This window comes from Mameliella sp. AT18 (assembly GCF_028807275.1).
GTDB lineage: Bacteria > Pseudomonadota > Alphaproteobacteria > Rhodobacterales > Rhodobacteraceae > Antarctobacter > Antarctobacter albus.
The window spans coordinates 23,374-50,230 of the sequence record NZ_JARAMO010000085.1 but is presented as its reverse complement, the minus strand read 5'-3'; the positions used below and the strand labels follow the sequence as shown (position 1 = coordinate 50,230).

Sequence of the window (26,857 nt, the reverse complement as noted above, 5' to 3'; positions counted from 1 at the left end):
TCTTTGGTTTGAAAAATACCTCGGGGGAGGCGCCGGAGGCGACGGGGGCAGAGCCCCCATCGCGCGGGTTCGGGCCCGCGCCGCCGGCTCAGCTGTAGTGATCGACCGGCGTACCTGCGATGGCGGCCATGTTCAGCAGGCCCCGCGCGGTGATCGAGGGTGTCACGATATGGGCGCGGTTGCCCATGCCCATCAGGATCGGCCCGACCTCCAGCCCGCCGCCCTTCATCTTGAGGATGTTGCGCGTGGCCGAGGCGGCATCCGCATGGCCGAAGATCAGCACGTTGGCCGCGCCCTGCATCCGGTTGCCGGGGAAGAGGCGCGCGCGCAGCTCGGGGTCGAGCGCGGCGTCCACGTTCATCTCGCCCTCGTAGCAGAAGTCGCAGCCGCGATCGTCGAGGATCTCGAGCGCCGCGCGCAGCCGCTGGCCCGAGCCTTCGGCCTGGTTGCCGAACTGCGATTGCGAGCAGAGGGCGATGTTGGGCTCGATCCCGAAGCGCCGGACGTGCCGTGCCGCGCCGATGGCGGTCTGGGCCAGTTCCTCCGGCGTGGGCAGCAACCGCACGTGGGTGTCGGCGATGAAGAGTGGCCCGTCTTCGAGGATCATCAGCGACAGCGCGCCATGCGGGTGCAGCTTGGCCGAGCCGAGGATCTGGCGGACATAGTTCAGGTGCCAGCGGTATTCGCCGAAGGTGCCGCAGATCATGCTGTCGGCCTCGTCGCGCTGCACCATGATGGCGCCGATGGCGGTGGTGTTGGTGCGCATGATCGCGCGGGCGAGGTCCGGCGTGACGCCGCGCCGCGCCATGATCTGGTGGTAGGTTTCCCAGTAGTCGCGGTAGCGCGGGTCGTTCTCCGGGTTCACGATGTTGAAATCGCGGTCCGGGCGGATTTCGAGGCCCATGCGCTCACATCGGGTCTCGATCACCTCGGGGCGGCCGATCAGGATCGGGGTTTCGGTGGTTTCCTCGAGGATCGCCTGGGCGGCGCGCAGGACCCGTTCGTCTTCGCCCTCGGCAAAGACGATGCGGCGGCTGGCGGTGGCGGCGGCCTGGAAGACCGGGCGCATCAGCAGGGCGGACTTGTAGACGCTTGCGTCAAGGCGCTGCTTGTAGGCCTCGATGTCCTCGAGCGGGCGCATGGCGACGCCGCTTTCCATCGCCGCGCGGGCCACTGCGGTCGAGACGACGCCGGAGAGGCGCGGATCGAAGGGCTTGGGGATCAGGTAGTCGGCGCCGAAGGTCAGCTGCTCGCCCCGGTAGGCGGCGGCGGCCTCTGCCGACGTCGTGGCACGGGCCAGCGCCGCGATGCCCTCGACACAGGCGACCTGCATGGCGTCGTTGATCTCTGTTGCGCCGACGTCCAGCGCACCGCGGAAGATGAAGGGGAAACAGAGGACGTTGTTGACCTGGTTGGGGAAGTCGCTGCGCCCGGTGGCGATGATCGCATCCGGGGCCGCCTCGCGGGCGAGGTCTGGCATGATCTCGGGCGTGGGGTTGGCCAGAGCAAAGATGATCGGGCGCCGCGACATGCGCCTGACCAGTTCGGGTTTCAGGACGCCGGGACCGGAGAGACCCAGGAAGAGGTCGGCGCCGTCGATCACCTCGTCCAGCGTGCGCTTGTCGGAGGCCTGGGCAAAGGCGGCCTTTTGCGGGTTCATGTCCTCTGCCCGGCCTTCGTAGACCAGCCCGTGAATGTCGCAAAGCCAGACGTTCTCGCGCTTGACGCCCAGTTTCAGCAGCATGTTGAGGCAGGCGATGCCCGCCGCGCCGCCGCCGGTGCTGACGACCTTGATGTCGCCCCAGGCCTTGCCCGCGACGTGTAGCGCGTTGGTGGCCGCGGCGCCAACGACGATGGCGGTGCCGTGCTGGTCATCGTGGAAAACGGGGATGTTCATCCGCTCGCGGCAGAGTTTTTCGACGATGAAACAGTCGGGCGCCTTGATGTCCTCGAGGTTGATTGCGCCGAAGGTGGGCTCCAGCGCGCAGACGATCTCGGCCAGCTTCTCGGGGTCGGGTTCGTTCACCTCGATGTCGAAACAGTCGATGTCGGCGAATTTCTTGAACAGGACGGCCTTGCCTTCCATCACCGGCTTCGACGCCAGCGCGCCGATATTGCCCAGCCCCAGGACGGCGGTGCCGTTCGAGACCACGGCCACCAGGTTGCCACGGGTGGTGTAGCGGGCGGCGGCGGCCTCGTCGGCCTTGATCTCCAAGCAGGCCTCGGCGACGCCGGGGGAATAGGCTCGGGAGAGGTCGCGGCCATTGGCCAGCGGCTTGGTCGCGCGGACCTCGAGTTTCCCGGGCTTTGGGTTCTCGTGGTAGAACAGGGCCGCCTGGCGCAAGGTTTCGTTGCTGGATTCGGTCATGGGCAGGCCTTTCGGACAGGGGTAGTTCAACGGTAAACAATCGTGAACGCCGGGTGAAGACTCCTCTTTGGCGGTACAGTTTTCGGCTAATTTTGTAAATCGCGAGAGAGGACCGGTGCCGGGAATGGCGGATATTCCGACCAGGGCGACCCGGCGTTCACGCTTGCAATCGCGGCGCGCCAGTTTCACGATGAAGGCCCGAAGTCCCGGAGGTTTCATGTCCCTTGCCGATGCGGCCCGCGCCGTGCGCGAAAACGCCTATACGCCCTATTCCAATTTCAAGGTGGGGGCCGCGCTGCGCACGCCCTCGGGGGCGGTCTATGTCGGATGCAACGTCGAGAACGTCGCCTACCCCGAAGGCACCTGCGCCGAGGCGGGGGCAATCGCGGCGATGGTGGCGGCGGGCGAGACCGAGATCGCCGAAGCCTATGTCATCGCCGACAGCGCGCACCCGGTGCCCCCCTGCGGTGGCTGCCGGCAGAAACTGTTCGAGTTTGCCAAGGGGCACACGCCCGTGACGCTGGCCACGCTGGACGGGGTCGAAGAAAAGGTGACCGTGGCCGATCTGCTGCCCGGTGCCTTTGCCAACAGCCACATGGACCGCGCGTGATGGACGCAAGGCGGGTCATTACCGAGTTGCGGCGGGGCGAGGACCCGTCGCCGCGCGACCTGGCCTGGTTCGCGCAAGGGCTGGCAGATGGCACGGTCAGCGCGGCCCAGGGCGGGGCCTTCGCCATGGGTGTCTGCCTGCGCGGCCTGTCCGAGGCCGGGCGCGTGGCGCTGACGCTGGCGATGCGGGATTCGGGCCATGTGCTGGACTGGGACCTGGACGCGCCGGTGGTGGACAAGCATTCGACCGGCGGTGTGGGCGATTGCGTGTCGCTGGTGCTGGCGCCCGCGCTGGCCGCCTGCGGGGTCTATGTGCCGATGATTTCCGGCCGGGGGCTGGGCCATACCGGCGGCACGCTGGACAAGCTGGAAGCGATCCCCGGCTATTCGGTCGGCGTGGACGAGGCCATGTTGCGGCACGTGGTGGGTGATGTCGGCTGTGCCATCGTCAGCGCCTCTGCCGACATCGCGCCCGCGGACAAGCGGCTGTACGCGATCCGCGACGTGACGGCGACGGTCGAGAGCCTCGACCTGATCACCGCCTCTATCCTGTCCAAGAAACTGGCCGCCGGGCTGCAGTCGCTGGTGCTGGACGTCAAGACCGGCTCCGGCGCCTTCATGAAGTCCCCCGACGAGGCGCGCGCGCTGGCCGAGGCATTGGTGAGCACCGCCAATGCCGCCGGGTGCCCCACGACCGCGCTTATCACCGACATGTCGCAACCGCTGGCCCCCGCGCTGGGCAACGCGCTGGAGGTCGATGTTTCGATGGCGGTGCTGACGGGCGAGGCGACGGGGCCGCTTTTGGACCTCAGCATTGCGCTGGGGGCTGAGCTGCTGACCACTGCCGGGATCGAGGGAGGCGAGGCCAAGCTGCGCAAGGCCATCACCAGTGGCGCGGCGGCGGAACGGTTTGGCCGCATGGTCTATGCCCTTGGCGGGCCGCTGTCCTTTGTCGAGGACTGGCGGCGGTTTCTGCCCGAGGCGACGGTGATCCTGGAGGTGCCCGCCCCCGCCGATGGCGTGGTGACAGAGATGGACGGCGAGGCGCTGGGCCTCGCCGTGGTCGACCTGGGCGGCGGGCGCCGGGTCGAGACGGACATGGTGGACCCGGCGGTGGGCCTGTCGGACATGGTGCGCCTGGGGGACAGGGTCCGCCGGGGGCAGCCGCTGTGCCGCGTGCACGCGGCGCGCGAGGGACAGGCGGCGGCAGCGGCGCAGGCGGTTCTGGAGGCGATCACGCTGGGCGAGACCGCGCCCGCCGCGACGCCTCTGGTTCTGGAACGGGTGAGCTGATGCGGGCCTTTCTGGTGGTCATGGATTCGGTCGGCATCGGCGGTGCGCCGGATGCGGCCAGCTATTTCAACGACGGCGTGCCCGATACCGGCGCCGATACGTTGGGCCATATCTTTGACGCCTGCGCGCGGGGCGCGGCAGAGGAAGGGCGCAGCGGGCCGCTGCACCTGCCCACCCTGGCCGGGCTTGGCCTGTACCAGGCCGCCGACCTGGCCTCTGGTGGCGCCCGCGCCGGGGATCAACCCGTGACCGGCCTATGGGGGGCGGCCACGGAAGTCTCGAAGGGCAAGGACACGCCCTCTGGCCACTGGGAATTGGCCGGCCTGCCGGTGCCCTGGGACTGGCATTATTTCCCCGACAGGGTGCCCGCCTTTCCGAAAGATCTGACCGACGAGGTCTGCCGCCTTGCCGGCACCGATGGTGTGCTGGCCAATTGCCACGGCTCCGGCACCGTCATGCTGGACCAGTTCGGCGAAGAGCACATCCGCACCGGCAAACCGATCTGCTACACCTCCGCCGACAGCGTTTTCCAGATCGCCGCGCATGAGGAGCACTTTGGCCTCGACCGGCTGCTGACGCTCTGTGCCGATCTGGCGCCGACCCTGCACGCGATGAAGGTGGGCCGGGTGATCGCGCGGCCCTTTGTCGGTGAACCCGGCAGTTTCACCCGCACCGGCAACCGGCATGACTATGCGATCAAGCCGCCGCAACCGATCCTGACCAACTGGGTGCAGGAGGCGGGCCGCCGGGTCTACGCGGTGGGCAAGATCGGTGACATCTTTTCCATGAGCGGCATCGACGAGGTCCGCAAGGGCGATGATGCCAGCCTGATGCGGCACCTGTCGGACCTGGTGGACGAGGCCGAGGAGGGCTCGCTCACCTTTGCCAATTTCGTCGAGTTCGACAGTCTGTACGGCCACCGCCGCAATGTCTCGGGCTATGCGCGGCACCTGGAATGGTTCGACGCGGAACTGGCCCGCCTGCTGCGGCGCCTGCGCGAGGGCGATCTGATGCTGATCACCGCCGACCACGGCAACGACCCGACATGGACCGGCACGGATCACACCCGCGAACGGGTGCCGGTGCTGATCGCCGGTCGGGGCGACGGCGGCATCGGGCAGGTTGGGTTTGCGGATGTGGCGGCCAGTATCGCCGCGCATCTGGATGTGCCGGCCCAAGGGCCGGGAAGGAGTTTCCTGTGAAAGACGAAGACGAGCGCCGCCCGATCACGGACGAGGAACAGCTGGACCGTATCGCGCGCCTGCCCAAGGTCGAACTGCACCTGCATTTCGAGGGCGGTGCGCCGCCCGCCTTCATCCGTGGGCTGGCCAAGCAGAAGAAGGTCGACATCGCGCGGATCTTCAATGAGGACGGGTCGTACGCCTACCGCGATTTCTGGCATTTCCTCGAGGTCTACGAGGCGGCGACCTCTGTCCTGAAAACCCCCGAGGATTTCGCCCGCCTCTGCACCGCCGTGCTGGAGGAAAGCGCGAAGAACGGCGTGGTCTATTCGGAAACCTTTCTCAGCCCGGATTTCTGCGGTGGCGGCGATCTCGGCGCCTGGCGCGAATACCTGCAGGCGATCCGCGAGGCGGCAGAGGCGGCGGAACGCGACATGGGCGTGACCCTGCGCGGCGTGGTCACCTGCATCCGCCATTTCGGCCCGGAAAAGGCCAAGCGCGCGGCGCTGTGTGCGGCGGAAACCGCCGGCGACTGGCTGGTGGGCTTTGGCATGGCGGGGGACGAGAAACAGGGCAAGCAACGCGACTTTGCCTACAGTTTCGACATGGCGCGCGAAGCGGGGCTGCGGCTGACCAGCCACGCGGGCGAATGGAACGGTCCGCAGGAAGTGCGCGAGGCGGTCGAGGACCTGCGGGTCGAGCGTATCGGCCACGGCGTGCGCGCCGCACCCGACCTGGCCGTGGTCGACATGCTGGCCGAGCGCGGGATCACGCTGGAGGTCTGTCCGGGGTCCAATGTCTTCCTTGGGGTCTATCCCGCGCTCAGGGCACATCCCATCGACATGCTGCGCAAACGGGGCGTGAAAGTCACCGTTTCGACCGATGATCCGCCATTCTTCCATACCAGCATGCGGCAAGAGTACCTTGGCCTTGCGCGCGCCTTTGGTTGGGACGAAGAGATATTCGCAGAGATCAACCGCACCGCCCTTGATGCCGCATTCTGCGACGCGGCCACGAAAGAGGCGGTCCTGAAGAAACTGGAGCAGGCATGAGCGAGACCCTTACGATCGTCAAACACCCGCTGGTTCAGCACAAGCTGACCCTGATGCGCGAAAAGGACACCTCGACCGCCAGCTTCCGGCGGCTGTTGCGGGAAATCAGCCTGCTTCTGGCCTATGAGATCACGCGTGATCTGCCCCTGTCGGAGCGACGCATCGAGACGCCCCTGTGCGAGATGGACGCGCCGGTGATCGAGGGCAAGAAACTGGCGCTGATCTCGATCCTGCGGGCGGGCAATGGCCTGCTGGACGGCATTCTGGAACTGGTCCCGGCGGCGCGGGTCGGCTTTGTCGGGCTCTACCGCGACGAGGAGACGCTGCAGCCGGTCCAATATTACAACAAGCTGCCAACGCAGATGAACTCTCGCCTCGCGATCGTGGTGGACCCGATGCTGGCCACCGGCAATTCCTCGGCCGCTGCCGTCGACCTGGTGAAACAGGGAGGCGCCACTGACATCCGCTTTCTCTGCCTGCTGGCGGCGCCCGAGGGCGTGCAGCGCATGGCAGAGGCGCATCCGGACGTGCCGGTCGTCACCGCCGCGCTGGACGAGCGGCTGAACGAAAAAGGCTATATCGTGCCGGGTCTCGGTGACGCGGGCGACCGGATGTTCGGCACCAAATAAAGGCGCAGGCGGCAGGGCGGGCGCAACTCTTGGAACAGGCGCCCCGCCAGCCATGAAAGACACCGGGAAAACCTCCCGTTTTCGGCAGACCCTTCTGTGGACAACTCGGGCAGCCTAAGGTTTTCAAGGCTTTACAGGTCATGTTTTGACGCGGTACTCTGTTGGGTATCATCTGTGGGGACAGACATGACCTTGAAAACGCTCTCTATTTTTGCGCTTGCCGTTTCCGGATTCGGAATTTTCTCTCTGCCAGCGGCGGCGCAAACCTCCGCCCGGGACGTCCCGGCCAACTTTCCGCCGGCCTCTTACACGGGGCGCCAGTTCGTCGATAACCGGGGCTGTGTCTATGTGCGCGCCGGCTATGACGGGGCGGTGACCTGGGTGCCGCGCGTCTCGCGCCAGCGTGAGCAGATCTGCGGCCAGACACCGACCTTCGGATCGCAAAAGGTGGCCGCGCCTGCCGCGCCGGCGCCCACCACGACCAAGCCGGTCCAGATCACGGCGACACCGCCTGCCGCTGCCCCGGCCCCGGTGCGCACGACGACCACGGCCCCCGCCGCCAAGCCGCGCGCCACCGTCCGCGCCGCCAAGCCGATGGCGGCACAACAGCCGCGCGTCGTCCGCCGCGTGCCCAAAGCCGCCGCACCGGTTGCAAAGGCCCCCGCGCCCCAGGCCGCACCGGGCGAATATGCATGCGTCAACGGCGAGACCTTCCGCGTCGTGAACGGGATGAAGCTGCGCGCCAGCTGCGGCCCGCAGACGGCGCCCCATGCCACCATCATCCGCCGTGGCGAGGCGCCCGCGCCGGGCAAGAACGTCTACTACAACAAGAACAGCTGGGACGGCAGCAGCCTGAGCCTGCCGCCGGAAACGCGCATCGTGCCCAGACATGTCCTCGAGGAGCAGGACACCCAGGTCGCGCATGTCCCGACGGGCTATCGCCCCGCCTGGAGTGATGACCGGCTGAACCCCTACCGCGCCTGGCAGACCGTCAAGGGCCATCAGGACACTCAGAAGGTCTGGACCAACACCGTTCCGCGCAAGCTGGTCGTCCAGGCCCGCCGCCACGAGGTCGAGCCGCCGGTCATCGCTGGCCGGGCCAAGTCGCCGCTGCCGCTGACCGCCATCGTCGCCTCCAGCGGCAAGGCGCCCAAGTCGACTGGGGAACCGGAGGTCAAGGTGGGCCGCTGGATCGAGGTCGGGGCCTTTACCACGTCGGACAAGGCCCGGTATGCGGCGCATCGGCTGCAATCCTCGGGTCTCAGCGTGCGCATGGCGAATGTCAGCCGCAACGGGCAGGACCTGTCGTTGCTGCGGGTTGGGCCTTATGCCTCTTTCGATGAGCTGAAGATGGCGCTGCGCCGGGTCCACGGCACCGGGTATACCCAGGCCTACATCCGCTGAACGCGATCCATCGCGATCCTTCGACGCCCGCGTGCCCTCGGCAGGCGGGCGTTTTCCTTTGGGTCGCCTTGTCAGGCTCTCAGGCGCCGCAGATTCCCTGCAGGCGCACCCAGTCCGCATCGCTGAGCACCTGCCGGCTGCCGTCGCCGGCGCGGGGGTCCGCCTCGATCAGCGCAAGCGTCCGCTCTCCGGTGATGTCCAGCGCATAGGCAAAGGGCGTGCTGCGGATCTCGGCGCGGTCAAAGGCGGCGATCAGGGGATCGACCGGCGGCAAGGCAGGCGTTTCGGCCATGAGGTGTTCTGCATAGGACGACAGCGCGCCATCGGGCAGGGCGCCCGTCGTCAAGAGCCGCAGGCTGGCCACCAGTCCCGCGTGATCCAGCAGCGCGGCCAGCGGATCGGTTTCCGAGGCCCGCACGGCCTCGGCCAGCACAAAGCCCGCCGCGACGTCGGGGTCCTCGAAATCCTCGACGACCCCGTGGTTCAGCAGGACGATCCCGCCGGGCAGATGCGCGCTGACCCGCGCGCCGCCGGGCAGGATCACGATCCGCCCGCGGGTGAGCAGGCGGTTGGCCAGCCGGTCCAGCGGTTGCTGCGCGTCCCGCGTGGCGCAGGGTTTGCCCGCGACCCTCTCGATATGCTGCAAGAGGTTGTTGCCGATCTCGACCCGCTTGACCGGCGGCACCACGGTCACCGCGTAGCGTTCCAGCGCATCCGGCACCCAGAAGATGGCCGCCGCCGCGATCGCGGCGAGGGTGCCGCCCGTCAGCAGGAACCGCAGCTTGCCGGGGCGCGGACGGCGCCGGTCGATGGCACGCAGCAGCCGGTCGATCCCGTTGATCATCTCGCTCTCGGAGCCGTCCAGTTCCAGCGTTTCCTCGGGCGCGTTGTCGGGATGGTAGATGGCCGGAATATCCTTGCCGTTGGCCCGGTTGACCGCCCCCAGGGACCAATGCGCCAGCGCGGTGCCGTTGATGTCCGAAAGCGTCAGGGTCGCCTCGCCCAGGGACACGATCACCTCGCGTCGCTGCTCGTCCGGCGACGGACGCCAGAGGCCGGTCGCTTCGAGACGGGAAAACTGTTTCAGGGCGGTCATCGGGGCCTGCTCTGCCTCGCGTTTTCGCGACGCTAGCACGGGGCGCGGGGCTGGGCAATCTGGCCTGCGCAGCAGGCGGGACGATCAGCTGATGATGGAGACGCTGTTGGTGCTGAAGGCCCGGTCCCGCACCGGGATCAACTGCTGGTACTCGTCGCTGTCGAACAGGGCATGGACCGCCGCGATGTCGGGGTGTTCGCCCACCACCATAACGCCCACCGGGACTGCTGCGATAGCTTGCCGCCCACCTTTTCCAGCAGCGGCAAGGCGGTTGCGAGGTAGGTCTGTTAGGCGTCCATCTGCTCTGGGACGGGCGTCAGGCAGGCAATGACGTCAACACTCGTCCATCCGCCAAGGGGCGGCAAAGGCAGTCTTATCCGAGGACACGACATGCCCTGGCCGATGGGAAGATAATATTTCGCTACAGCATTTGAGGGTGTGACAAAGATGATGCCAGGTCACCCCAACGATTTGGCCGCCTCGCGCAGGGCGAATTTCTGGATCTTGCCGGTCGAGGTCTTGGGCAGCTCCTGGAAGACCACGGCCTTGGGCGTCTTGAACCCTGCCAGCCGCTCGCGGGCATAGGCGACCAGGTCGGCCTCGGTGACCTCGTGCCCGTCTTTCAGCTCGACGAAGGCGCAGGGCACCTCGCCCCATTTTTCGTCCGGCTTGGCGACCACGGCGCACAGCAGCACCGCGTCATGGCCCATCAGGACGCCCTCGACCTCGACGGACGAGATGTTCTCGCCGCCCGAGATGATGATGTCCTTGGCCCGGTCGGCGATCTGCAAGTAGTTATCCGGGTGCATCACGGCGATGTCGCCAGAATGGAAATAGCCGCCGGCAAAGCTTTCCGACGTTGCCTTGGGGTTCTTGTAATAGCCCTTCATCACGCCGTTGCCGCGGAACTTGATCTCACCCTTGGTTTCGCCGTCCCGTGTGACGTCCGTCCCGGCCTCGTCATGGACGGTGATGTCCTCCATGAAGGGCATGGCGACCCCCTGCCGGGCCTTTATGGCGGCGCGTTCGTCGCCCCTTGTCGGCTCCCACTCGGCTTTCCAGGTGCATTCCGTGGCCGGACCGTAGGTTTCGGTCAGCCCGTAGACCTGCGTCACGTTGAACCCCATCGGCTCGATCTTGGCCAGGGTGGCGGGGGCGGGCGGGGCGCCGGCGGTAAAGACCTCGACCACATGGTCGAAGTCGCGCCGCTCGGACTCGGGTGCGTTGATGAGCGTGTTCAGGACGATCGGCGCACCGCCGAAATGGGTCGCGCCCTCGTCCGCGATGGCGTCATAGATCGCCTTGGCGCGGATCTCGCGGCAGCAGACGATGGTGCCGCCCAGCGCGGGCATCATCCAAGTGTGGCACCAGCCGTTGCAATGGAAAAGCGGCACGATGGTCAGGTAAACCGGGTGCAGCACCATGCGCCAGGACAGGATCTGCCCCATCGCGTTCAGGTAGGCGCCGCGGTGGTGATAGACCACGCCCTTGGGCCGCCCGGTGGTGCCCGAGGTATAGTTGAGCGCGATGCTCTCCCATTCGTCCTCCGGCATAATCCAGTCGAACTCGGGGTCGCCGGTTTCAAGGAAGGCCTCGTAGTCGGTGTAATGGCCGTGGCCGTGCACGCCCGCGTGGTCGTCGGCGACCTCGACGATCATGGGCGGTTCACCTTCCATGATCTCGGTCGCCTCGGCCAGGATGGGGAGGAACTGGGGATCACACAGCACGACCTTGGCGCCGCCGTGGTCGAGGATATAGGCCACGGTGGTCACGTCCAGCCGGGTGTTGATCGCGTTCAGGATGGCGCCACAGGCGGGCACGCCGAAATGCGCCTCGGCCTGGGCGGGGATGTTGGGCAGCATGGTCGCCACCACGTCGCCGGGGCGGACGCCGGATTGCGCCAGGGCAGAGGCCAGCCGCGTGACGCGGTTGATGTACTGGGCATAGGTCTTGCGGTGTGGGCCGTAGACCACGGCCAGGTGATCCGGCCAGATCGTGCCCGCGCGACGCAGAAAGCTCAGCGGGGTCAGCGGAACGAAATTCGCCGTGTTTTTGCCCAGTCCGGTTTCGTCAGCAAGCCAGCCCATGAGATCCTCCGTTGCCAGGTTTCGGGCGGACTATGCGCAAGAAAGTTGCGCAAGAAAAGCCCCGTTCGGAGGAGCATTTCGCCACGGTGATCGTCCGGAGGGTGCCGCGCTATCGCCTTTCCTCCGGATCGGGTCCTAGTCTAACCTGACGCAATGATCCTGTCGCCCGGTCGCCAGTACATCTTTGTCCATATCCCCAAGACCGGCGGCACCTCGATGGCGCTGGCGCTGGAGGCGCGCGCGCATCGGGACGACATCCTCATCGGAGACACGCCCAAGGCGCGGCGGCGGCGGCCCCGGGCCAAGGCATTGGCGGAACGCGCGCAGGGGCGGATCTGGAAACATTCGACCCTTGCGGATCTCGACGGTGCGCTGACCGCCGAGGAGATCGCGGGGATGTTCTGTTTCTGCCTCGTCCGCAACCCCTGGGACCGGGTGGTCAGCTATTATCACTGGCTGCGCGAACAGGCGTTCGACCATCCCGCCGTGACCCTGGCCAAGGCGCATGATTTCGCGGGTTTCCTGCGCCAGGGGCATACGCAGGCCACGCTGCGCGCCTGGCCCTACGCAAGGTACATGCGCGACGCCGGGGGGCGCGAACACGGGCATTTCCTGCGCCTGGAACAGCTCGATGCGAACATGGCGCCGCTGGTCGCGCATCTTGGGTTCCGGCCCGAGGTGCCGCACGAGAACCGCTCGGACCGACGAACGGACCATGCCGGGTACTACGACGCCGAAACCCGCGCGATCGTGGCCGAGGTCTGTGCCGAGGACATCGCGCGCTTTGGCTATCGCTTTGGCGCGCAGGACTGACCCGTCCCGCGATCAGGGGCAGACGCCGCCAATGTTGAGATACTGGCCATAGACCCAGCCGTTCGGGTTGGCCGCGCCCCAGAGCGGATTCAGGCAACGGCCCGACATGCATTGCACCTGGTACCAACTGCCCGATCGGTTCCAGACCGCGATTTCATCGCCCAGGTACAGCTCGCCGATCTGTTGGTAGCGCGAGCCGGGGCCGGTGCGCACCGCCAGGAACCCGTTTCCGGTGGCGTGGTTGTATTGGCTGATCGGGCGCAGGCCGACGACCCATCCGGTGCAATCCCCGGCCCGGGCCTGCGGGGCGACGGTGGCCAGCAGGGCTGCGGCGGTTAGGGCCAGTAAACGTGTCATGTCATGAACTCCTGTCGCAAGGGGGCGCCGGGTGCGGCGCATGTAAAGTCATGCACCGATTCCGGGACACGTCCTTGACCTGCGTCAGAGAGCCGGGGCGCGCCTCAGCGCAGGGGTTCGAACCGCGCGTCCGTCATCCGGCAGTCCCGTACCACGTCCCGGCCGCAGGGCACCGGGTCCAGCCCCTTGGACAGGCAGATGCGCACCTCCTGGATGTGGCCATCCCGGCAGGTGACGGTGATCATGTCCGGCTCCAGCTGCGGATTGGCCTTGATGAAGGCCTCTTCGACCAGCGAGGCGGGCAGGGTCACGGATTTGTCCAGCTTGCGAAAGGCCTCGGGGCGGGTGATCTTGCCATAGGCCTCACGCGAAAGCGCGTAGTATTGCGCCGCCGAAAGGCCGGAACAGACGCCGTGTTTCTTCCACTGGTGCCAGGCCAGCCCGCCAGAGCCCATGATGTCGGTCATCTCGCCGGTCATGCGGCGCGAGGGGGCGCGTTCCACCGTCGGGCAGTAGTCGGGCCAGCCGCGGTGATATTGCGGCCAGAGCCCGTGCAGCAGCCAGCCGGCGTCGCTCTCGCATTGCTCGGCGTTGCGGGCGTCGCCCTCAAGCACGCACCAGTTCGGGGACCAGCTGAGCGCCATGACGTAGTAGTCGAACTCTCCCGCCCGGTCGCCGTCTGCACGCAAACCGCTGCCGATGGACAGGGCGGCCAGCAGCAGAACACTCATCAATCGCATTTTCACTTCCCCTTTGACTGCGAGATCACTATATAGACGCCGAGTTTCCCGACAACGGTAACCCGCTCCGCCCGCCGGAGCCGCCCTTGGCCCCCGACCGGCCTCGGGCCGCGCAGGAGGCATGCCAGCGGGTCCCGCAAGACCAAGGAGTATTGAAATGTCCAAGCTGCTGCACCCCAAGGCGACCGCCGTCTGGCTGGTGGACAACACCACGATGACCTTCAAGCAGATCGCCGATTTCACCGGATTCCACGAGCTTGAGATCCAGGGCATCGCCGATGGCGACGTGGCCACGGGCGTCAAGGGCTTTGACCCGGTTGCCAACAACCAGCTGGAACAGAGCGAGATCGACAAGGCCGAGAACAACCCGCTGCACAAGCTGAAGCTGAAGCACAACCCGGCCGCCCGCGACGAGGAAAAGCGTCGAGGCCCCCGCTATACCCCGCTGTCCAAGCGGCAGGACCGCCCGAACGCGATTCTCTGGCTGGTGAAATTCCACCCGGAACTGGCCGACAGCCAGATCGCCAAGCTGGTCGGCACGACCAAGCCGACGATTCAGTCGATCCGCGAGCGCACCCACTGGAACATCCAGAACATGCAGCCCATCGATCCGGTCGCCCTGGGCCTGTGCAAGCAGTCCGAGCTGGACGCGGCGGTGGCCAAGGCGGCCAAGGACCTGGCCAAGGTCATGACGGACGACGAGCGCCGCAAGCTGGTCTCGACCGAGCAGAGCCTGGAGATGGAGCCGGAACCGCGCCTGCCTTCGGCCATCGAGGGACTCGAGACCTTCAGCCTGTCCGATCCGCGCGGCGAGGAGGACGACGAGGAAGACAGCAAGAGCGACAACGATTACCTCGACGCCGACAGCTTCTTCAACCTGCCCGGTGGCGGCAAGGACGAGGACGACGAAGACGAGGACCGCTGAGGTCCGGCGGGGCGCCGCTTCTGGCCCTCCGGGCCAGATCGCCCCGTCCGCCGTCCCACTGACAGGCGCCCCCGCCGGGGCGCCTTTTTCGTTTGCCCCCTTCGATTACCCCCGGGGGCCTGCGGACGTGCCTCAGAACTGCATGCCCAGCTTGATCCCCCAGGAGGTATTGTCGTCCGCGTCGCGCGAGACCTCGAAGCGGCCTTTCAACCCGTTGCCGCCGGTCGCAAAGCTGGCCCCCAGGGCCAGGGCATTGCCGCCGCTGACGTCGTCCGCGTCGAAGGTGGTGCTGGCGCCGCCGACCGAAAAGGTGATGTCGTCGGGAGTGCCGCCGAAGCTGGTCAGGGCCAGGTAAGGGCGCATCGACATGTCGTTCACCTGCATCGGCAGGCCCATTTCGACGCGCAGCGCGGTGGTGGTTGTCGTCCGTTCGCTGATCTTGCCGCCGGCCAGGCCGGACAGGTCGTGGCGCTCTGTCTTGTGGCGCAGGTAGTCGCCCTGCATCACCAGGTCGATGCCGTAGCCTGCGGTCGGGTTCTGCCACAAAAGGCCCCCGCCGCGCAGGCTGATCCCCAGCAGCTGGCCGTCGAAATCGGCGCTGCCGGTATGGCTGTCGGGGCTGTTGATCTTGTTGTGGGTCCGCCCGGCATAGAGCGCGGCGTCATAGCTGAACCGCCCGCGCTCTCCGGTCAGGCCAAGACCCACGAAATACGATCTGATCCGCGTTTCGGTAACCCCGTCGTCGAGGTCGCTAGCGCCCTGCCCGTAGCCCACGAAGGGAGAGATCCCCTGCCAGCCGGTGCCAAAGCCCACCGCGATACCACGGCTGGCGTAGTCGGCCCCCTGGGAGCTGTCCGGCGCGATGGTGCCCGCGTTGGCGAAGGTGCCCAGCCAGGGCCCCCGGGCCACCTGGAAGTCCAGCACGCTGCCGCCGATCCCCATGCCCAGTTCCCGCGAAAGACGGTCCGGGGACGAGACCGGCGCCTCGTCCACGACGATCAGCGTCGGCGCGGTGACCACGGCCGCAGGTTTCGCCCCGGGCGCGGGCGCGGCATTCAGCAGGACAAAGCCGCCGCCCCGAACGGTGATCGTTTCGGGCACGGTAGTGCCGAAGGTCAGCACCTGCGACCGGCGGGTCATGACGGCCAGCGTGTCACGGCCCGCGCCCATCTCGATGGCACCGGAAACCACGCTGCCGTCCAGCAGGCGCAGGATATCGTCGCCGCCGCCCAGGTTCACCGCGACACCGCCGCGCCCGATCAGCGTGCCGGAGTTTACGATTTCCTGGACGGCGAGGTCGGCGGCATCGGTGTTGATGGCGATATTGCCCTCGATATGGCCGGTGTTGCGGACAAAGGAGGGGCCGGCGGCGGGGGCGTCGAAATCGATCCCGTCCTCGGCGCCGAGGCTGATCAGCCTTCCGTGGTTGGTGATCTTGCCGCTGTCCAGGTCGATGGCATCCTGGTCTCCGGTCGACTGGATCAGCCCGGAGTTGAAGATGTCCGCGAAGTTGCCCGCGTTCACGCCGTCGTCGCCAGCGATCACGGTGCCGGTGTTGGCGACCTGCGCGTAATCGACGTTGACGTTGATGCCCTCGTCCGGTGCGGTGATCGTGCCGTTGTTGATGACCAGCGGGCGTTCCTCCAGCTGCACGCCGTCGTCGTCAAGGCTGGTGATCACGCCGTTGTTGATCACCACGCCATTGTCGTCGATGTTGATGCCGTCGCCACCGACACCGATCACCGTGCCGTTGTTGGTGACAAGGACATCGTTGTCGCCCTGGATGCCGTGATCTCCCGGCCCGCGTACGAAACCGTCGTTGACGATGGTCACGCCGTCATCCACCCGCAGCCCCCGGTCGCCGCCGTCGATCACTCCGGTCGGTGTGATGGTGATGGTGCCGTCATCGAAGCCGTCATCCTCGATCCCCAGGCCGCTGCCGGCGCAGATCACGTCGTCGCCGTCCGCGGGATCGGAGGGCAGGCAGGCCGACTGGGCAAAGGCGCCCGCAGGCAGAAGGGCCATCAGCGCGGCGGCAAAGGCAAGGGGGGAAACGCGGTTCATGGAGAATCCTGGAGTCACTTGGTGATAATCGCGGAGGCCAAGGCCTCCTGTCCGGCGCGGCTACGCCGCGATTGTAACAGTTTCATGTGCGGGGGCGTGAAGCCGGCGGCCCCGCGTGCCGGTGCGGCAAACGGGCAACTCCGGGTTTCGGTCACAGCCGTTTGCGCGCGTTCAGCGCGGCGGTGATGGTGCCATCGTCGAGGTAATCCAGTTCGCCGCCGATGGGCACGCCCTGCGCCAGCGAGCTGAGCTGGACGCCCCGGTCTTCCAGCTGGTCGGCGATATAATGGGCGGTGGTCTGACCGTCGATGGTGGCGTTCAGCGCCAGGATCACCTCTGTCACGCCCTCGGCCCCGATCCGTTGCAGCAGTTGCGGGATGCGCAGGTCCTCTGGTCCGACGCCGTCCAGCGCAGACAGAGTACCGCCAAGGACGTGATAGCGCCCCTTGAAGGTGCCGCCGCGTTCCATTGCCCAGAGATCGGCGACCTCCTCGACCACGCAGAGCAGCCCGTTGGCGCGCCCTTCGTCGGCGCAGATGGGACAGATGTCCGAAGTGCCGACATTGCCGCAGTTCAGGCATTCGCGGGCGCGTTCGGCCACGTCCGCCATTGCCTTGGCCAGCGGCGCCAGCAGGATCGCCCGCTTGCGGATCAGGTGCAGGACCGCGCGACGGGCAGAGCGGGGGCCAAGCCCGGGCAAGCGGGCCATGAGGTCGATCAGGTGCTCGATCGGGTTGGCGTCACGGGCCATGTCAGGGGGCCTCGCCCGGCAGCGGGATACGGGTCACGTCAAACCCCTCGGCGCGCAGCAGTTCGATCATGCCGTTTTCGCCGGGCAGGTGGAAATTGCCGACCCCGATGAAAACGCCGCCTTCGCGCAGCGCGTCGCGGGCGGCGTTCACGAAGTCCTCGTTGCGCTCATCCACCAGGTATTCGGTCATCCGGGCATAAAGCGCGGGACCCTCGTTGCCCAAGGCTGCTGTCACCTGCGCCTCGTCCCAGGCCATCATCAGCCCGACCCGCCCGGTCCGGTAAAGCGCCAGCGCGGTGGCGCGCGCCTCGGGGGTGGCGCCGGGCATCAGGTAGACGGCGTAGGTGCCGATGATCGCGCGGGCCAGATCCTCGTTTCCGGGGGTGTTCAGCTTGGCCGACAGCCGGTCGCTGTCCTCCAGCGGCAGGACGGGGATGCCCCCGATATGGGCGAGCGTCTGCAGATAACTGTCCTGAGAGGGCAAGACCCCGGCAGAGAAATCCTCGCACGGATCGTAAAGCAGCAGTTCGGCAAGGGTGCCCAGCTTCAGTTCCGGCAGAGCGTCGGGGGACCAGCCGAGGGCACGCAGGCGCGTGACAAGGTGTTCTTCGAACCGCTCCGGCAACTCTAGATCGCGGTAGGCCGTGACCGATCCATCCCTGCGATAGACATCGTCGCCGCGCATGTAGGCGTCATGGCTTTCGCGGTCCGGAAAGGTCGGGTCGATTTCCAGCCCCAGCCGGTCGGCGCTGGCCAGTGCCTCGCGCACGGCGGCGGGCAGGTCCAGCACGCTGCGGTGGCTGCTGTGCATCGTCCCCCAGAGATGGGAGACGCCGCCATCCGGCGCCGTGATGCGCCAGAACCGCCCGGTGGCATGGGGGATGGCGGCGGCGCGCGCCTCCAGTTCCGCCCGGCCCTCGGGGGCAAAGACCTCGTCGTGAATCTCGATCCGGGGCGGAAAGCAGAGCTCGCGCGTGGCCCAGTCCTGCGCCACGACCGGGGCCGCGGCGACAAGCAGGCCAAGGCAGGCGATCCCGCCGCGCAGCAGATCCCGACCCCGCCCCGGCATGGATCAGAACGGCAGCTTCATGTCGGCCGGCAGGCCCATTTCCTGGGTCAGCTTCTGCATCTCGGACTGTGCGCGCTCGCTGGCGCGGGCCTGCGCGTCCTTGATCGCGGCCAGGATCAGGTCCTCGGCCACTTCCTTTTCGGACGGGACAAAGATCGAGGGGTCGATTTCAAGGCCCGTCAGCTCGCCCTTGGCGGTGGCGGTCGCCTTGACCAGCCCGGCGCCGGATTCGCCAGTAACGGTCATGCTGGCCAGGTCTTCCTGCATCTGGGCCATCTTGCCCTGCATTTCCTGCGCCTGTTTCATCATCTTGGCCATGTCGCCAAGTCCGCCCAAACCTTTCAGCATGTTCTGTCTCCCGATTAGATGGACCGCCGACCGGATGGCGCGGTGTGAAGGATGCTTGGTCTACATATCGCAGCCACGGCGGCAATGAACAAGCCGCAGGCGCGCGGTCAGGCCGCGTGAGCGGCGAATTGGCGCCGCAGCGGGCGCTTGGTGACCGGCCTTATTCCTCGAAAGGATCCCATTCGTCCTCGACCTCGGGCAGAGCCTCTTCCAGCGCCTCAGTCGCGGCTTCCTGCGCGGTTCGGATATGGGTGATCGTCGCTTTCGGAAAGGCGGCCAGCGCGGCCTGCACAAGCGGGTGTTCCTGCGCCTTGGCCTTCAGCGCCAGTTCGGCGGCGTCGCGTTTCTCGACCACCGTGGGTGTCTCGCAGCCGTTGACCAGGATCACCGCCCAGCGATTGCCGGTCCAGCGTTGCAAGGCCGCGCCCAGCCGTTGCGCCAGGTCGGGGGCGGCGTCGTCGGTGGGGGTGAACTCGATCCGGCCCGGCTGATAGGCGGCAAGGCGCACCGATCCCTCGACCTCGACCAGCAGCTTGACGTCGCGGTTGGCGCGGATCAGCTCGAGCACATGGTCGAAGGTGGGGTAGCGGGCCAGCGCCTCGGCGGCCTCGGTGGCAAGAGCCGTGACGGTCCCGCCGGAATGACCGCCGCCGCCGGCGCGTGGCGCATGGGCCTGTGGCGCGTGGGTCATGCCGCCGGAGGGGCCGGCAGGCGCGCCGCCGGGATCGCCGTTCGGCGCGGGCGGCGGCGGGCTGTCCTGCAGCTTGCGCATCAGTTCCTCGGGCGAGGGGCCCTCGGCCACATGGGTCAGGCGGATCACAGCCATCTCGGCGGCCATCATCGCCGAAGGCGCGTTCGAGACCTCCTCGATGGCCTTCAGCAGCATCTGCCAGGCCCGCGCCAGCGCCCGCATCCCCAGGCCATCGGCAAAGGCCTGCCCGCGCCCGCGTTCGTCGGGGGACACGGTGGGATCGTCCGCGGCCTCGGGCGTGATCTTGACCACCGAAATCCAGTGCGTCAGCTCGGCCAGGTCGCGCAGCACCGCCAGCGGGTCGGCACCATCGGCATATTGCGCCGACAGTTCCTCGAGCGCGCCTGCCGCGTCACCGCGCATGATGCGCTCGAACAGGTCCATGACCCGGCCCCGGTCGGCCAGGCCCAGCATGGCGCGCACCTGTTCGGCTGTGGTTTCCCCGGCGCCATGCGAAATCGCCTGGTCCAGCAGCGAGGTCGCGTCCCGCGCGGACCCTTCGGCGGCGCGGGTGATCAGCGCCAGCGCCTCGTCGGTGATCTCTGCCGCTTCGGCCTTGGCGATGCGGCGCAAGAGGCCGATCATGTCCTCTGGCTCGATCCGGCGCAGGTCGAAACGCTGGCAGCGCGACAGGACCGTGACCGGCACCTGCCGGATCTCTGTCGTGGCAAAGATGAATTTCACATGGCTGGGCGGTTCCTCCAGCGTCTTCAAGAGCGCGTTGAACGCGCTCTTGGACAGCATATGCACCTCGTCGATGATGTAGATCTTGTAGCGTGCGCTGGCCGCCCGGTAGTGCACGCTGTCGATGATCTCGCGGATGTCGTTCACGCCGGTCCGGCTGGCGGCGTCCATCTCGAGGATGTCGACGTGGCGGCCTTCCATGATCGCGACGCAGTGTTCGCACTTGCCGCAGGGGTCCGTCGTCGGCCCGCCGTTGCCGTCCTCGCCGATGCAGTTCATGCCCTTGGCGATGATCCGCGCGGTCGTGGTCTTCCCGGTGCCGCGGATGCCGGTCATGATGAAGGCCTGGGCGATCCGGTCGGCGGCAAAGGCGTTTTTCAGCGTGCGCACCATCGCGTCCTGCCCGACGAGATCGGCAAAGGTCTCGGGGCGGTACTTGCGGGCGAGCACCTGGTAGGCGGGGGCGTCGGTCATGGGGGTCCTGTCTGGTGTTGCGGCCAAGGTAAGCGCTGCGCGCCGGGCCGTCCACCGCCCTCTGACGGCAAGCGCGCAGACAAGGCTTGATTTCCGCGCGGCGACGCGGCACATCAGGGGCAGGGCCGCTTGCCGGGGGCCTCCTGATCCGCGGAAAGCACCTGCGCCGGCCCATATGGAAGACCACCGATCATACGGTTTTCTCTGGCCCGACATGGCGGATCGCGGGCAGTGACGGAGGAACCCGATCATGACCGAGCTTTCCCTCGATTCCCTGCGCCTTGAGGCCAAGCGCCTGCACCGTGCCTATATAGCGCACGAGGTCTGGGCCCTGCAGCGCCTGCAACAGCACCCGCCACGGCGCGCACCCGACACCCTGCGCCGGGCCGATTTCCTGCACGTCATTGCGCAGGAAAACGGTTTTCCCAGCTGGCCGCGTCTGAAACTCGCCGCCGAAACCACGGGGCTGGACCGCGCCGCGAAACTGCAACGGCTGAAGATCGCGCTGTTTCACGGCCAGCCCCCTGCGGTTGAGGCGCTTCTGGCCGATACGCCGGACCTGGCGGATGGTGTCTTTGGCCTGGAATGCGCGCTTTACCGGCGCGAGGCGGTGGCCGCCGCGCTGGCGCGCGATCCCGGCCTGGCCACGCGGCCCCTCGGGCCTCGGACGCCGATCCTGCACCTGGCCTTTTCGCGCTGGTTCAAGGCCCACCCCGAGCTTGAGGGCGACATGCTGGCGGTGGCCGACCTGTTGCTGGCGCATGGGGCCGACGTGAATGATGGCTACCCGGCCGCCGAGGGAGAGGAGCACCTGCTCTCGGCCCTCTACGGTGCCATCGGCCACGCGGACAACATGGTGCTGGGCCGCTGGCTGCTGGACCACGGCGCCAACCCCAACGACAACGAGTCGCTTTACCACGCCACAGAACTGGGCCATCACGAAGGACTGCGGATGCTGCTGGAGGCGGGTGCCGATCCGCATGGTACCAACGCGCTGCTCCGGGCGATGGATTTCCACGATCACGCGGCGGTCGAGATGCTGCTGGCGCACGGTGCGCGGCCGGATGACTTCAATCCGGACGAGGTCGGCGGAGAGGCGCCCTGGGTGGTGCCCGCCCTGCACCAGGCGGCCCGGCGGGGCTGTGACCGGCGCATGGTGGACCTGCTGCTGGGGGCGGGCGCCGACCCGGCGCGCACCTGGCAGGGGGCCACGGCCTATGCCTATGCCCGGGTGCATGGCAACCATGCTGTCGCGGAGGCGATCGAGGCGCGCGGTGCCGCGACCCCGCTCAGCCGCGAGGAAGCCCTGCTGGCCCGCGCCGCCGAGGGGCAGGACAGCCCGGGCGAGTACATCGACCCGGCACGCCTGGCCCCGGCCTATGCCAACATCCTGCGTGAGACGTTGCACCTGCCGGACAGGTTGCCGGTGCTGGAAAGGCTGGTGGCGCTGGGTCTGCCCTGGGACCTGCCGGACGGAATGGGCGTGACGCCCGTGCAGGCGGCGGGCTGGGAAGGCCTGCCCGAGGTCATGGGGTTCTTCCTGCGGCTGAAGCCGGACCTGTCCCATGTCAACGGCTATGGTGGCACGCTGTTGAGCACGATCCTGCACGGGGCCGAAAACGCGCCCGATCGCGCCGGCCGGGATCACATCGGATGCCTGGAACGGGCCCTGCATCACGGCGTTGCCCTGCCTCGTCGCGAGATCGGCTTTGCCGGTCGAGAGGACATTCGCGCCTTTCTCGAGGACTGGGCCGAGTCGCATCCCGGGCAGGTGGTCTGAGCCGGTCCGCGCCTTCGGGCGCGGGCCTTTGCGTGGCATTCTGAACGCACAACGTGAAAAACTGGCCGCAAGTGCCCGACTCTGGTGGGGATTGCGGACTGTCTGCGGCCCGAATCGCTAGGCCGGTCTGGACATGCGTGTATTATCCCCGTTGGCGGAAATCCGCGGCCGTGGGGGCGGTCGCCGGCGCCGTCGCTGCCGATTGGGGAGACATTGCATGGTCGAGGATGAGCAGAAAGCAGCCGGCACCGCCGGGCCTGTGGTTCTGCATGTCCTGCCCGTGGGGGGCGGCATCCTTGCCTTTTCCCAGCTGCCCGGAACCGGGGGTGACTATCGCGGCGATCTGGAACACCTGTCCAGCTGGCGCCCGGCGATGGTGATTTCCCTCGTCAGCCATGTCGAGATGCTGGAGGCTGGGGCCAAGACCCTTGGCCAGGACGTACAGGACAAGGGCACGCGCTGGGTGCACATGCCGATCAAGCGCGGCGAGGCGCCCAATGCCACCGTCGAAGAGGACTGGCCAAAGGTCAGCACGCAGGTTCGCAAGGCGCTGCTGGGCGGCGGGCGCGTCATGCTGCACAGCCGTGACGGCAAGGGCCGGTCGGGCATGATGGCCCTGCGCCTGATGATCGAGGCGGGAGAGGCCCCGGACGAGGCCGAGGCCCGTCTGCAATCGGTCCAGCGGGGCGCCTTTCTCGAATCCTGGCAACGCAACTGGTCTCTGCAGGCAGAGCGTGAGCCAGTGCCCTTTGTGCGGCACGCCCGGTCGGGCTGATCGGTTTGCAAACGGTTGGGCCGGAAAGGCAACGGCCCGGCGCTTGCGCACCGGGCCGATTGAGGTGAGAGATTGCAACGACCCAAGCGGGGCTCGTTACGGCTGCTTCCTTCCGGACCTGACCGGGTTGGCGAGGCGCTTGCCCGCACAACCTCTCGACCGTCTATCTAAGACGCCGGCGCGGATTTTGCAATGGGGTGCGATGCACTCTCCCGTTTGCCGAGCGGGGCGTTTATGAGGGCGGGATGGACGAGATATTCGAGATTTTCGCAAGCGTGCCGCCGGGGCTGGAACCGCTCTTGCTGGACGAGGTGCGCGCGGCGGGTTTCGCGCAGCCTGCGCAGGTGCCGGGCGGCGTGACATTCGCGGGCGGCTGGGCTGAGGTGGCGCGGGCCAACCGCGAGCTGCGCGGCGCGGGGCGCGTACTGGCGCGCTTTGCCAGTTTCCGGGCGATGCATCTTGCGCAGCTGGACAAGCGGGCGCGGAAACTGGACTGGGCGGCCGTGCTGCGCCCTGATGTGCCGGTGCGGGTCGAAGTGACCTGCCGCAATTCCAGGATCTACCACGACCGCGCGGCGCGGCAGCGCGTCGAAGGCGCCATCGCCGAGACGGTGGGCGCGCCGGTCCTGAAAGAAGCCTCGGACGAGGCGGTGCGCATCATGCTGCGGATCGAGGACGACATGGCGGTGTTTTCCGTCGATACCTCGGGCGAACCGCTGCACCGGCGGGGCCTCAAACAGCAGGTGGGCAAGGCCCCGATGCGCGAGACGCTAGCGGCGCTTTTCCTTCGCGCCTGCGGCTATGACGGGACAGGGCCGGTGGTGGACCCGATGTGCGGGTCCGGCACCTTTGTCATCGAGGCGGCAGAGATTGCCGCCGGGCTGGCACCCGGGCGGGCGCGGAGCTACGCCTTCGACCGGCTGGCGGTCGAGGTGCCCGAAGCGCCGCAGCCGGTGCGGAGCGAGGTCGGCGCGCGTTTCTATGGATCGGACCGCGATGACGGGGCGATCCGGATGAGCCAGGCCAATGCCGAACGGGCCGGGGTGGCGCATCTCTGCACCTTCACCCGCGCGGCGATCAGCGATCTGCAACGGCCAGAGGGGCCGCCGGGGCTGGTCATGGTGAACCCGCCCTACGGCGCGCGGATCGGCAACCGTAAGCTGCTGTTTGCGCTATACGGCACGCTTGGCGCCGTCCTGCAGGACCGCTTTGCGGGCTGGCGGCTGGGCATGGTGACCTCTGACGGCGGGCTGGCCAAAGCCACGGGCCTGAACCTGGACGCAGGCCCGCCGGTGAGTTTCGGCGGGCTGAAAGTGAAGCTCTACCAAGCCCGCCTGTAACGGCCTCACTCCGCTGTGTCGAAAGCCTCGGCAAAGGCGGATGCGACCATGTCGATCATCTGCGCGTGCAGGTCGGCGCGGGGGCGCCCGGTGCCATCGGGGCAGATCGGGTCTTCGATCCCTTCTTCCCGCGCGATTTCGGCGGCCTTGGGTTTGCATTCGGGGAACATGGCGGCGTGGGTTGCGCCCTCGATCACCGTGTAATCGGCCCCGGGAATGCCCTGTGCCAGCGGTGCGGCGCGTATCGTCGCGGAAATCCCGGCCTCCTGGCCCAGGTTCACCAGCGCGACCGGCATCGTCACCTCTGCCAGGCTCTCCGCTGCAAAGACATCCGCCGGGGCCGGGTCGATCGCCATGACAAATCCGATCCGATCGTCCGAGTTGTCGCGTCCCGCGACGGTCATGTCCATCGCGTGCAGGTCCACGCCGCTCATCCGGACCCAACTGCAAAGCGAGGGATTGCGGTCCGCGTCGTCGCAGTATCCCGCCAGCAGGTCCGGGTCGATCCGCGCACCGGCCAGCCCAAGGGCGCTGTTGCCGCCCATCGACAGGCCCAGGGCGCCGACCCTGTCCGGGTCGGCATGGGACGTCAGGTCCGGCGCCATCTCCAGCGCGTCCAGTGCGCGCGACAGGTCTGCGGGCCGCTGCCACAGCTTCATTGTCTGTTCCGCCGAGCGGTCCGGCCCGGTGTTGCCGGGATGGGTGGGGGCGGCGACGATGTACCCTGCTTCTGCCAGCGGCGTGGCCAGCCAACTGGCCGCCGAGGGGCGCCCGCCCAGGCCCGCGCCATGCGACAGAACGATCACCGGATGTTGCCCGGGCGCAACCGGGGCGTCCTGCATGGCGGCGGTGCCCTGGAAAAAGATGTTTTCGCCCAGTGTCACCGGGGTGCCGCCGCTTGCCGCGGGATACCAGACCGTGACGTCCAGCTCTGTCCCGCGTTCCGCCGAGGGCACCGAAAGTGTCCGCACGCCCGCGGCATGGTCACCGGCGAAAGCCGCGCCGGCGGTGGCAAATGTCAGCGTGACCGCCGCGGTCAGTGCCGCGCATGTCCTGCCTGTTGGAAACGAAAAACTCATCACGGGCCTCATCGGGTTTGCATCCTCTGCGGCCAGAGCTATGCGCCCTATGTCCCGCGTGCAATGGCCGACAAGGTCCCCTGCGGACTTATTCGCGGATCAGCCCGCCGGGGCAGAAGAACCGGGTGTAAAGACCGTAGCAGGTGGCCGTCATCTTGTAGCCACGCAGGTCGATCCGGGCGTAGACGTAGCGGTCCTCGTAGGTCAGGTCGATGCCGGACATCAGCAGATCGGTGCAGGCGCGATTGTCGGCGCGGCACAGCAGCAAGGCCGCCGCGTCGAGGCCGGACTTGCCGTCGAGCCCTTCGTTCGCAACAGACAGCTGGATCTGACGGCGCACCTCTGCCTCTGCGGCCTCGGGGCCGGGCTTGGTGACCAGGGCACCGATCAGCGCCATGACGATCATGCCGAGAAGAAAACGATACATGGCAATTCCATTGTCTGACCTCGATGCCTGATGGAGTAGGCGAGCGCGGGCCCCTGCGCAAGCGCGTCAGATGAGGCCCGCCAGTGCCGCCCCCCGCAGCAGGTCGTCGGCCAGGTGATGCGCATGCCCGCCAGAGGGCGGCACGAGGTCGGGCACCTGTACGACGGTCATGCCGGCGGCAAAGCCGGCCTCGGCGCCGGTGTTGCTGTCCTCGAACACAAGGCAGCGGCGCGGCTCTGCTCCCAGCCGGCTGGCGGCCAGCAGGTAGGGCTCGGGCGCCGGTTTGGGCCGGGTCACGCAATCGCGCGTCACGACCACGTCAAAGCGCCGCGCCAGGTCCGATTGCGCCAGCTTGTGCAGGGCAGAGGCACGACGCGACGAGGTGGCGATGGCCACGGGCACCGCCCGCGCCGCAAGCTGGTCCAGCAGGTCGGTCGCACCGGCTTTCAGGGGGATGCCCTGCGCGGTCTGGCGGCGGTCCTCTTCCAGCCAGTCGGCATGGATCGCGTCGAAATCCAGCGCGCCGAAATGCCGTTCGAGGATCGCGCGCCCGGTGTCGTTGGCGGTGCCGACCAGTTGCAGAAAGATCGCCTCTGTCAGGTCGGCGCCGTGGCGGGCCAGCACCCGGCGCCCGGTGACAAAGGCAAGGCTTTCGGTGTCGACCAGCGTTCCGTCCAGGTCGAAGATCACGGCATCATAGGGCATCGGTTTTCCGGTTCGCAGATTTTGGCCAAGGCCTAGACGGAAAACGGGCGGCCCGA

The 26,857-nt window shown here is 67.5% G+C and carries 25 protein-coding genes and 1 other RNA gene; 11 read left to right on the top strand and 15 right to left on the bottom strand.

The genetic code is table 11. The features are described from left to right. Positions 1 to 88: 88 nt before the first annotated feature. Entirely contained in the window at positions 89 to 2,368 is a 2,280-nt protein-coding gene (locus PVW46_RS11985; RefSeq protein ID WP_069209344.1) for an NADP-dependent malic enzyme, read from the bottom strand. Positions 2,369 to 2,585: 217 nt separating this feature from the next. Here PVW46_RS11985 and PVW46_RS11980 point away from each other — a divergent pair, with 217 nt between their 5' ends. The 6 genes from PVW46_RS11980 (at position 2,586) to PVW46_RS11955 (ending at position 8,536) form a co-directional block, all read left to right on the top strand. Next, complete coding sequence (locus PVW46_RS11980) at positions 2,586 to 2,978, top strand: cytidine deaminase (RefSeq protein ID WP_043135829.1); 393 nt, start codon at positions 2,586 to 2,588, stop codon at positions 2,976 to 2,978. Then, positions 2,978 to 4,270, top strand: coding sequence for a thymidine phosphorylase (locus tag PVW46_RS11975; protein ID WP_069209343.1), 1,293 nt, complete (start codon positions 2,978 to 2,980; stop codon positions 4,268 to 4,270). Before PVW46_RS11980 ends, PVW46_RS11975 begins: the two co-directional genes overlap by 1 nt. After that, the gene (locus PVW46_RS11970; protein ID WP_274576035.1) at positions 4,267 to 5,472 is read left to right on the top strand and encodes a phosphopentomutase; all 1,206 of its coding nucleotides are present in this window, start codon (positions 4,267 to 4,269) and stop codon (positions 5,470 to 5,472) included. The genes PVW46_RS11975 and PVW46_RS11970 overlap by 4 nt, the downstream gene beginning before the upstream one ends. Continuing rightward, positions 5,469 to 6,503, top strand: coding sequence for an adenosine deaminase (locus PVW46_RS11965; protein ID WP_082024503.1), 1,035 nt, complete (start codon positions 5,469 to 5,471; stop codon positions 6,501 to 6,503). Before PVW46_RS11970 ends, PVW46_RS11965 begins: the two co-directional genes overlap by 4 nt. Beyond that, positions 6,500 to 7,132, top strand: coding sequence for a uracil phosphoribosyltransferase (upp, locus tag PVW46_RS11960; protein ID WP_069209341.1), 633 nt, complete (start codon positions 6,500 to 6,502; stop codon positions 7,130 to 7,132). Before PVW46_RS11965 ends, upp begins: the two co-directional genes overlap by 4 nt. Positions 7,133 to 7,318: 186 nt before the next feature. Then, positions 7,319 to 8,536 (top strand): SPOR domain-containing protein, encoded by a 1,218-nt coding sequence (locus tag PVW46_RS11955; protein ID WP_139132287.1) that lies wholly within the window; start codon positions 7,319 to 7,321, stop codon positions 8,534 to 8,536. 79 nt (positions 8,537 to 8,615) lie between these two features. On the opposite strand, the gene PVW46_RS11950 is transcribed toward PVW46_RS11955, so the two are convergent. The 3 genes from PVW46_RS11950 to PVW46_RS11940 form a co-directional block, all read right to left on the bottom strand. Then, positions 8,616 to 9,632, bottom strand: coding sequence for a hypothetical protein (locus PVW46_RS11950; protein ID WP_069209340.1), 1,017 nt, complete (start codon positions 9,630 to 9,632; stop codon positions 8,616 to 8,618). An 84-nt stretch (positions 9,633 to 9,716) separates the two neighbouring features. Beyond that, positions 9,717 to 9,842, bottom strand: coding sequence for a DUF1330 domain-containing protein (locus PVW46_RS11945; protein ID WP_083242263.1), 126 nt, complete (start codon positions 9,840 to 9,842; stop codon positions 9,717 to 9,719). A 248-nt stretch (positions 9,843 to 10,090) separates the two neighbouring features. Beyond that, on the bottom strand, positions 10,091 to 11,719 hold the full coding sequence (locus PVW46_RS11940) for an AMP-binding protein (protein WP_069209339.1): 1,629 nt from the start codon (positions 11,717 to 11,719) through the stop codon (positions 10,091 to 10,093). Between the two features lie 153 nt (positions 11,720 to 11,872). Between PVW46_RS11940 and PVW46_RS11935 the strand changes: the two genes are divergently transcribed. After that, positions 11,873 to 12,532, top strand: a complete 660-nt coding sequence (locus PVW46_RS11935) for a sulfotransferase family 2 domain-containing protein (protein ID WP_043135849.1) — start codon at positions 11,873 to 11,875, stop codon at positions 12,530 to 12,532. Between the two features lie 12 nt (positions 12,533 to 12,544). Here the strand turns inward: PVW46_RS11935 and PVW46_RS11930 are convergent, their stop codons facing one another. Continuing rightward, entirely contained in the window at positions 12,545 to 12,889 is a 345-nt protein-coding gene (locus PVW46_RS11930) for an SH3 domain-containing protein (RefSeq protein WP_052244193.1), read from the bottom strand. Between the two features lie 104 nt (positions 12,890 to 12,993). Further along, positions 12,994 to 13,629, bottom strand: coding sequence for a ribonuclease T2 family protein (locus PVW46_RS11925; RefSeq protein WP_069209338.1), 636 nt, complete (start codon positions 13,627 to 13,629; stop codon positions 12,994 to 12,996). A gap of 157 nt (positions 13,630 to 13,786) precedes the next feature. Between PVW46_RS11925 and PVW46_RS11920 the strand changes: the two genes are divergently transcribed. After that, positions 13,787 to 14,554: a DUF1013 domain-containing protein gene (locus tag PVW46_RS11920; protein WP_043135855.1), complete on the top strand. Its 768-nt coding sequence runs from the start codon at positions 13,787 to 13,789 to the stop codon at positions 14,552 to 14,554. Between the two features lie 132 nt (positions 14,555 to 14,686). Here the strand turns inward: PVW46_RS11920 and PVW46_RS11915 are convergent, their stop codons facing one another. The 5 genes from PVW46_RS11915 to PVW46_RS11895 all read right to left on the bottom strand — a co-directional run bounded on the left by PVW46_RS11915 (position 14,687) and on the right by PVW46_RS11895 (position 20,695). Then, positions 14,687 to 16,618 carry a non-ribosomal peptide synthetase gene (locus tag PVW46_RS11915; protein WP_069209337.1) on the bottom strand — a complete coding sequence of 644 codons (1,932 nt, stop codon included), beginning with the start codon at positions 16,616 to 16,618 and terminating at the stop codon, positions 14,687 to 14,689. A gap of 151 nt (positions 16,619 to 16,769) precedes the next feature. After that, positions 16,770 to 17,369 (bottom strand): recombination mediator RecR, encoded by a 600-nt coding sequence (recR, locus tag PVW46_RS11910; RefSeq protein ID WP_043135864.1) that lies wholly within the window; start codon positions 17,367 to 17,369, stop codon positions 16,770 to 16,772. A gap of 1 nt (position 17,370) precedes the next feature. Next, a complete protein-coding gene (locus PVW46_RS11905) occupies positions 17,371 to 18,438 on the bottom strand; it encodes a TraB/GumN family protein (RefSeq protein ID WP_069209336.1) in 1,068 nt (355 codons plus the stop codon). A 3-nt stretch (positions 18,439 to 18,441) separates the two neighbouring features. Further along, positions 18,442 to 18,786, bottom strand: a complete 345-nt coding sequence (locus PVW46_RS11900; protein WP_043135868.1) for a YbaB/EbfC family nucleoid-associated protein — start codon at positions 18,784 to 18,786, stop codon at positions 18,442 to 18,444. A gap of 160 nt (positions 18,787 to 18,946) precedes the next feature. Next, entirely contained in the window at positions 18,947 to 20,695 is a 1,749-nt protein-coding gene (locus tag PVW46_RS11895; protein WP_069209335.1) for a DNA polymerase III subunit gamma/tau, read from the bottom strand. A 250-nt stretch (positions 20,696 to 20,945) separates the two neighbouring features. Between PVW46_RS11895 and PVW46_RS11890 the strand changes: the two genes are divergently transcribed. Both PVW46_RS11890 and PVW46_RS11885 read left to right on the top strand, forming a co-directional pair. After that, positions 20,946 to 22,475, top strand: coding sequence for an ankyrin repeat domain-containing protein (locus PVW46_RS11890; RefSeq protein ID WP_069209334.1), 1,530 nt, complete (start codon positions 20,946 to 20,948; stop codon positions 22,473 to 22,475). A gap of 217 nt (positions 22,476 to 22,692) precedes the next feature. Continuing rightward, a complete protein-coding gene (locus PVW46_RS11885; RefSeq protein WP_052244194.1) occupies positions 22,693 to 23,250 on the top strand; it encodes a protein-tyrosine phosphatase family protein in 558 nt (185 codons plus the stop codon). 60 nt (positions 23,251 to 23,310) lie between these two features. Here PVW46_RS11885 and ffs read toward each other — a convergent pair. After that, positions 23,311 to 23,410, bottom strand: an RNA gene (ffs, locus tag PVW46_RS11880) — signal recognition particle sRNA small type. Positions 23,411 to 23,495: 85 nt separating this feature from the next. On the opposite strand from ffs, the gene PVW46_RS11875 reads away from it, so the two are divergent. Then, positions 23,496 to 24,590: a THUMP domain-containing class I SAM-dependent RNA methyltransferase gene (locus PVW46_RS11875; protein WP_043135877.1), complete on the top strand. Its 1,095-nt coding sequence runs from the start codon at positions 23,496 to 23,498 to the stop codon at positions 24,588 to 24,590. Between the two features lie 5 nt (positions 24,591 to 24,595). Here the strand turns inward: PVW46_RS11875 and PVW46_RS11870 are convergent, their stop codons facing one another. From PVW46_RS11870 to PVW46_RS11860, 3 genes are all read right to left on the bottom strand, one after another. Next, entirely contained in the window at positions 24,596 to 25,669 is a 1,074-nt protein-coding gene (locus PVW46_RS11870) for an alpha/beta hydrolase family protein (RefSeq protein ID WP_069209366.1), read from the bottom strand. Positions 25,670 to 25,757: 88 nt separating this feature from the next. Then, complete coding sequence (locus tag PVW46_RS11865; protein WP_043135879.1) at positions 25,758 to 26,096, bottom strand: hypothetical protein; 339 nt, start codon at positions 26,094 to 26,096, stop codon at positions 25,758 to 25,760. A 66-nt stretch (positions 26,097 to 26,162) separates the two neighbouring features. Then, positions 26,163 to 26,801, bottom strand: a complete 639-nt coding sequence (locus PVW46_RS11860) for an HAD family hydrolase (RefSeq protein WP_043135883.1) — start codon at positions 26,799 to 26,801, stop codon at positions 26,163 to 26,165. Positions 26,802 to 26,857: the final 56 nt, after the last annotated feature.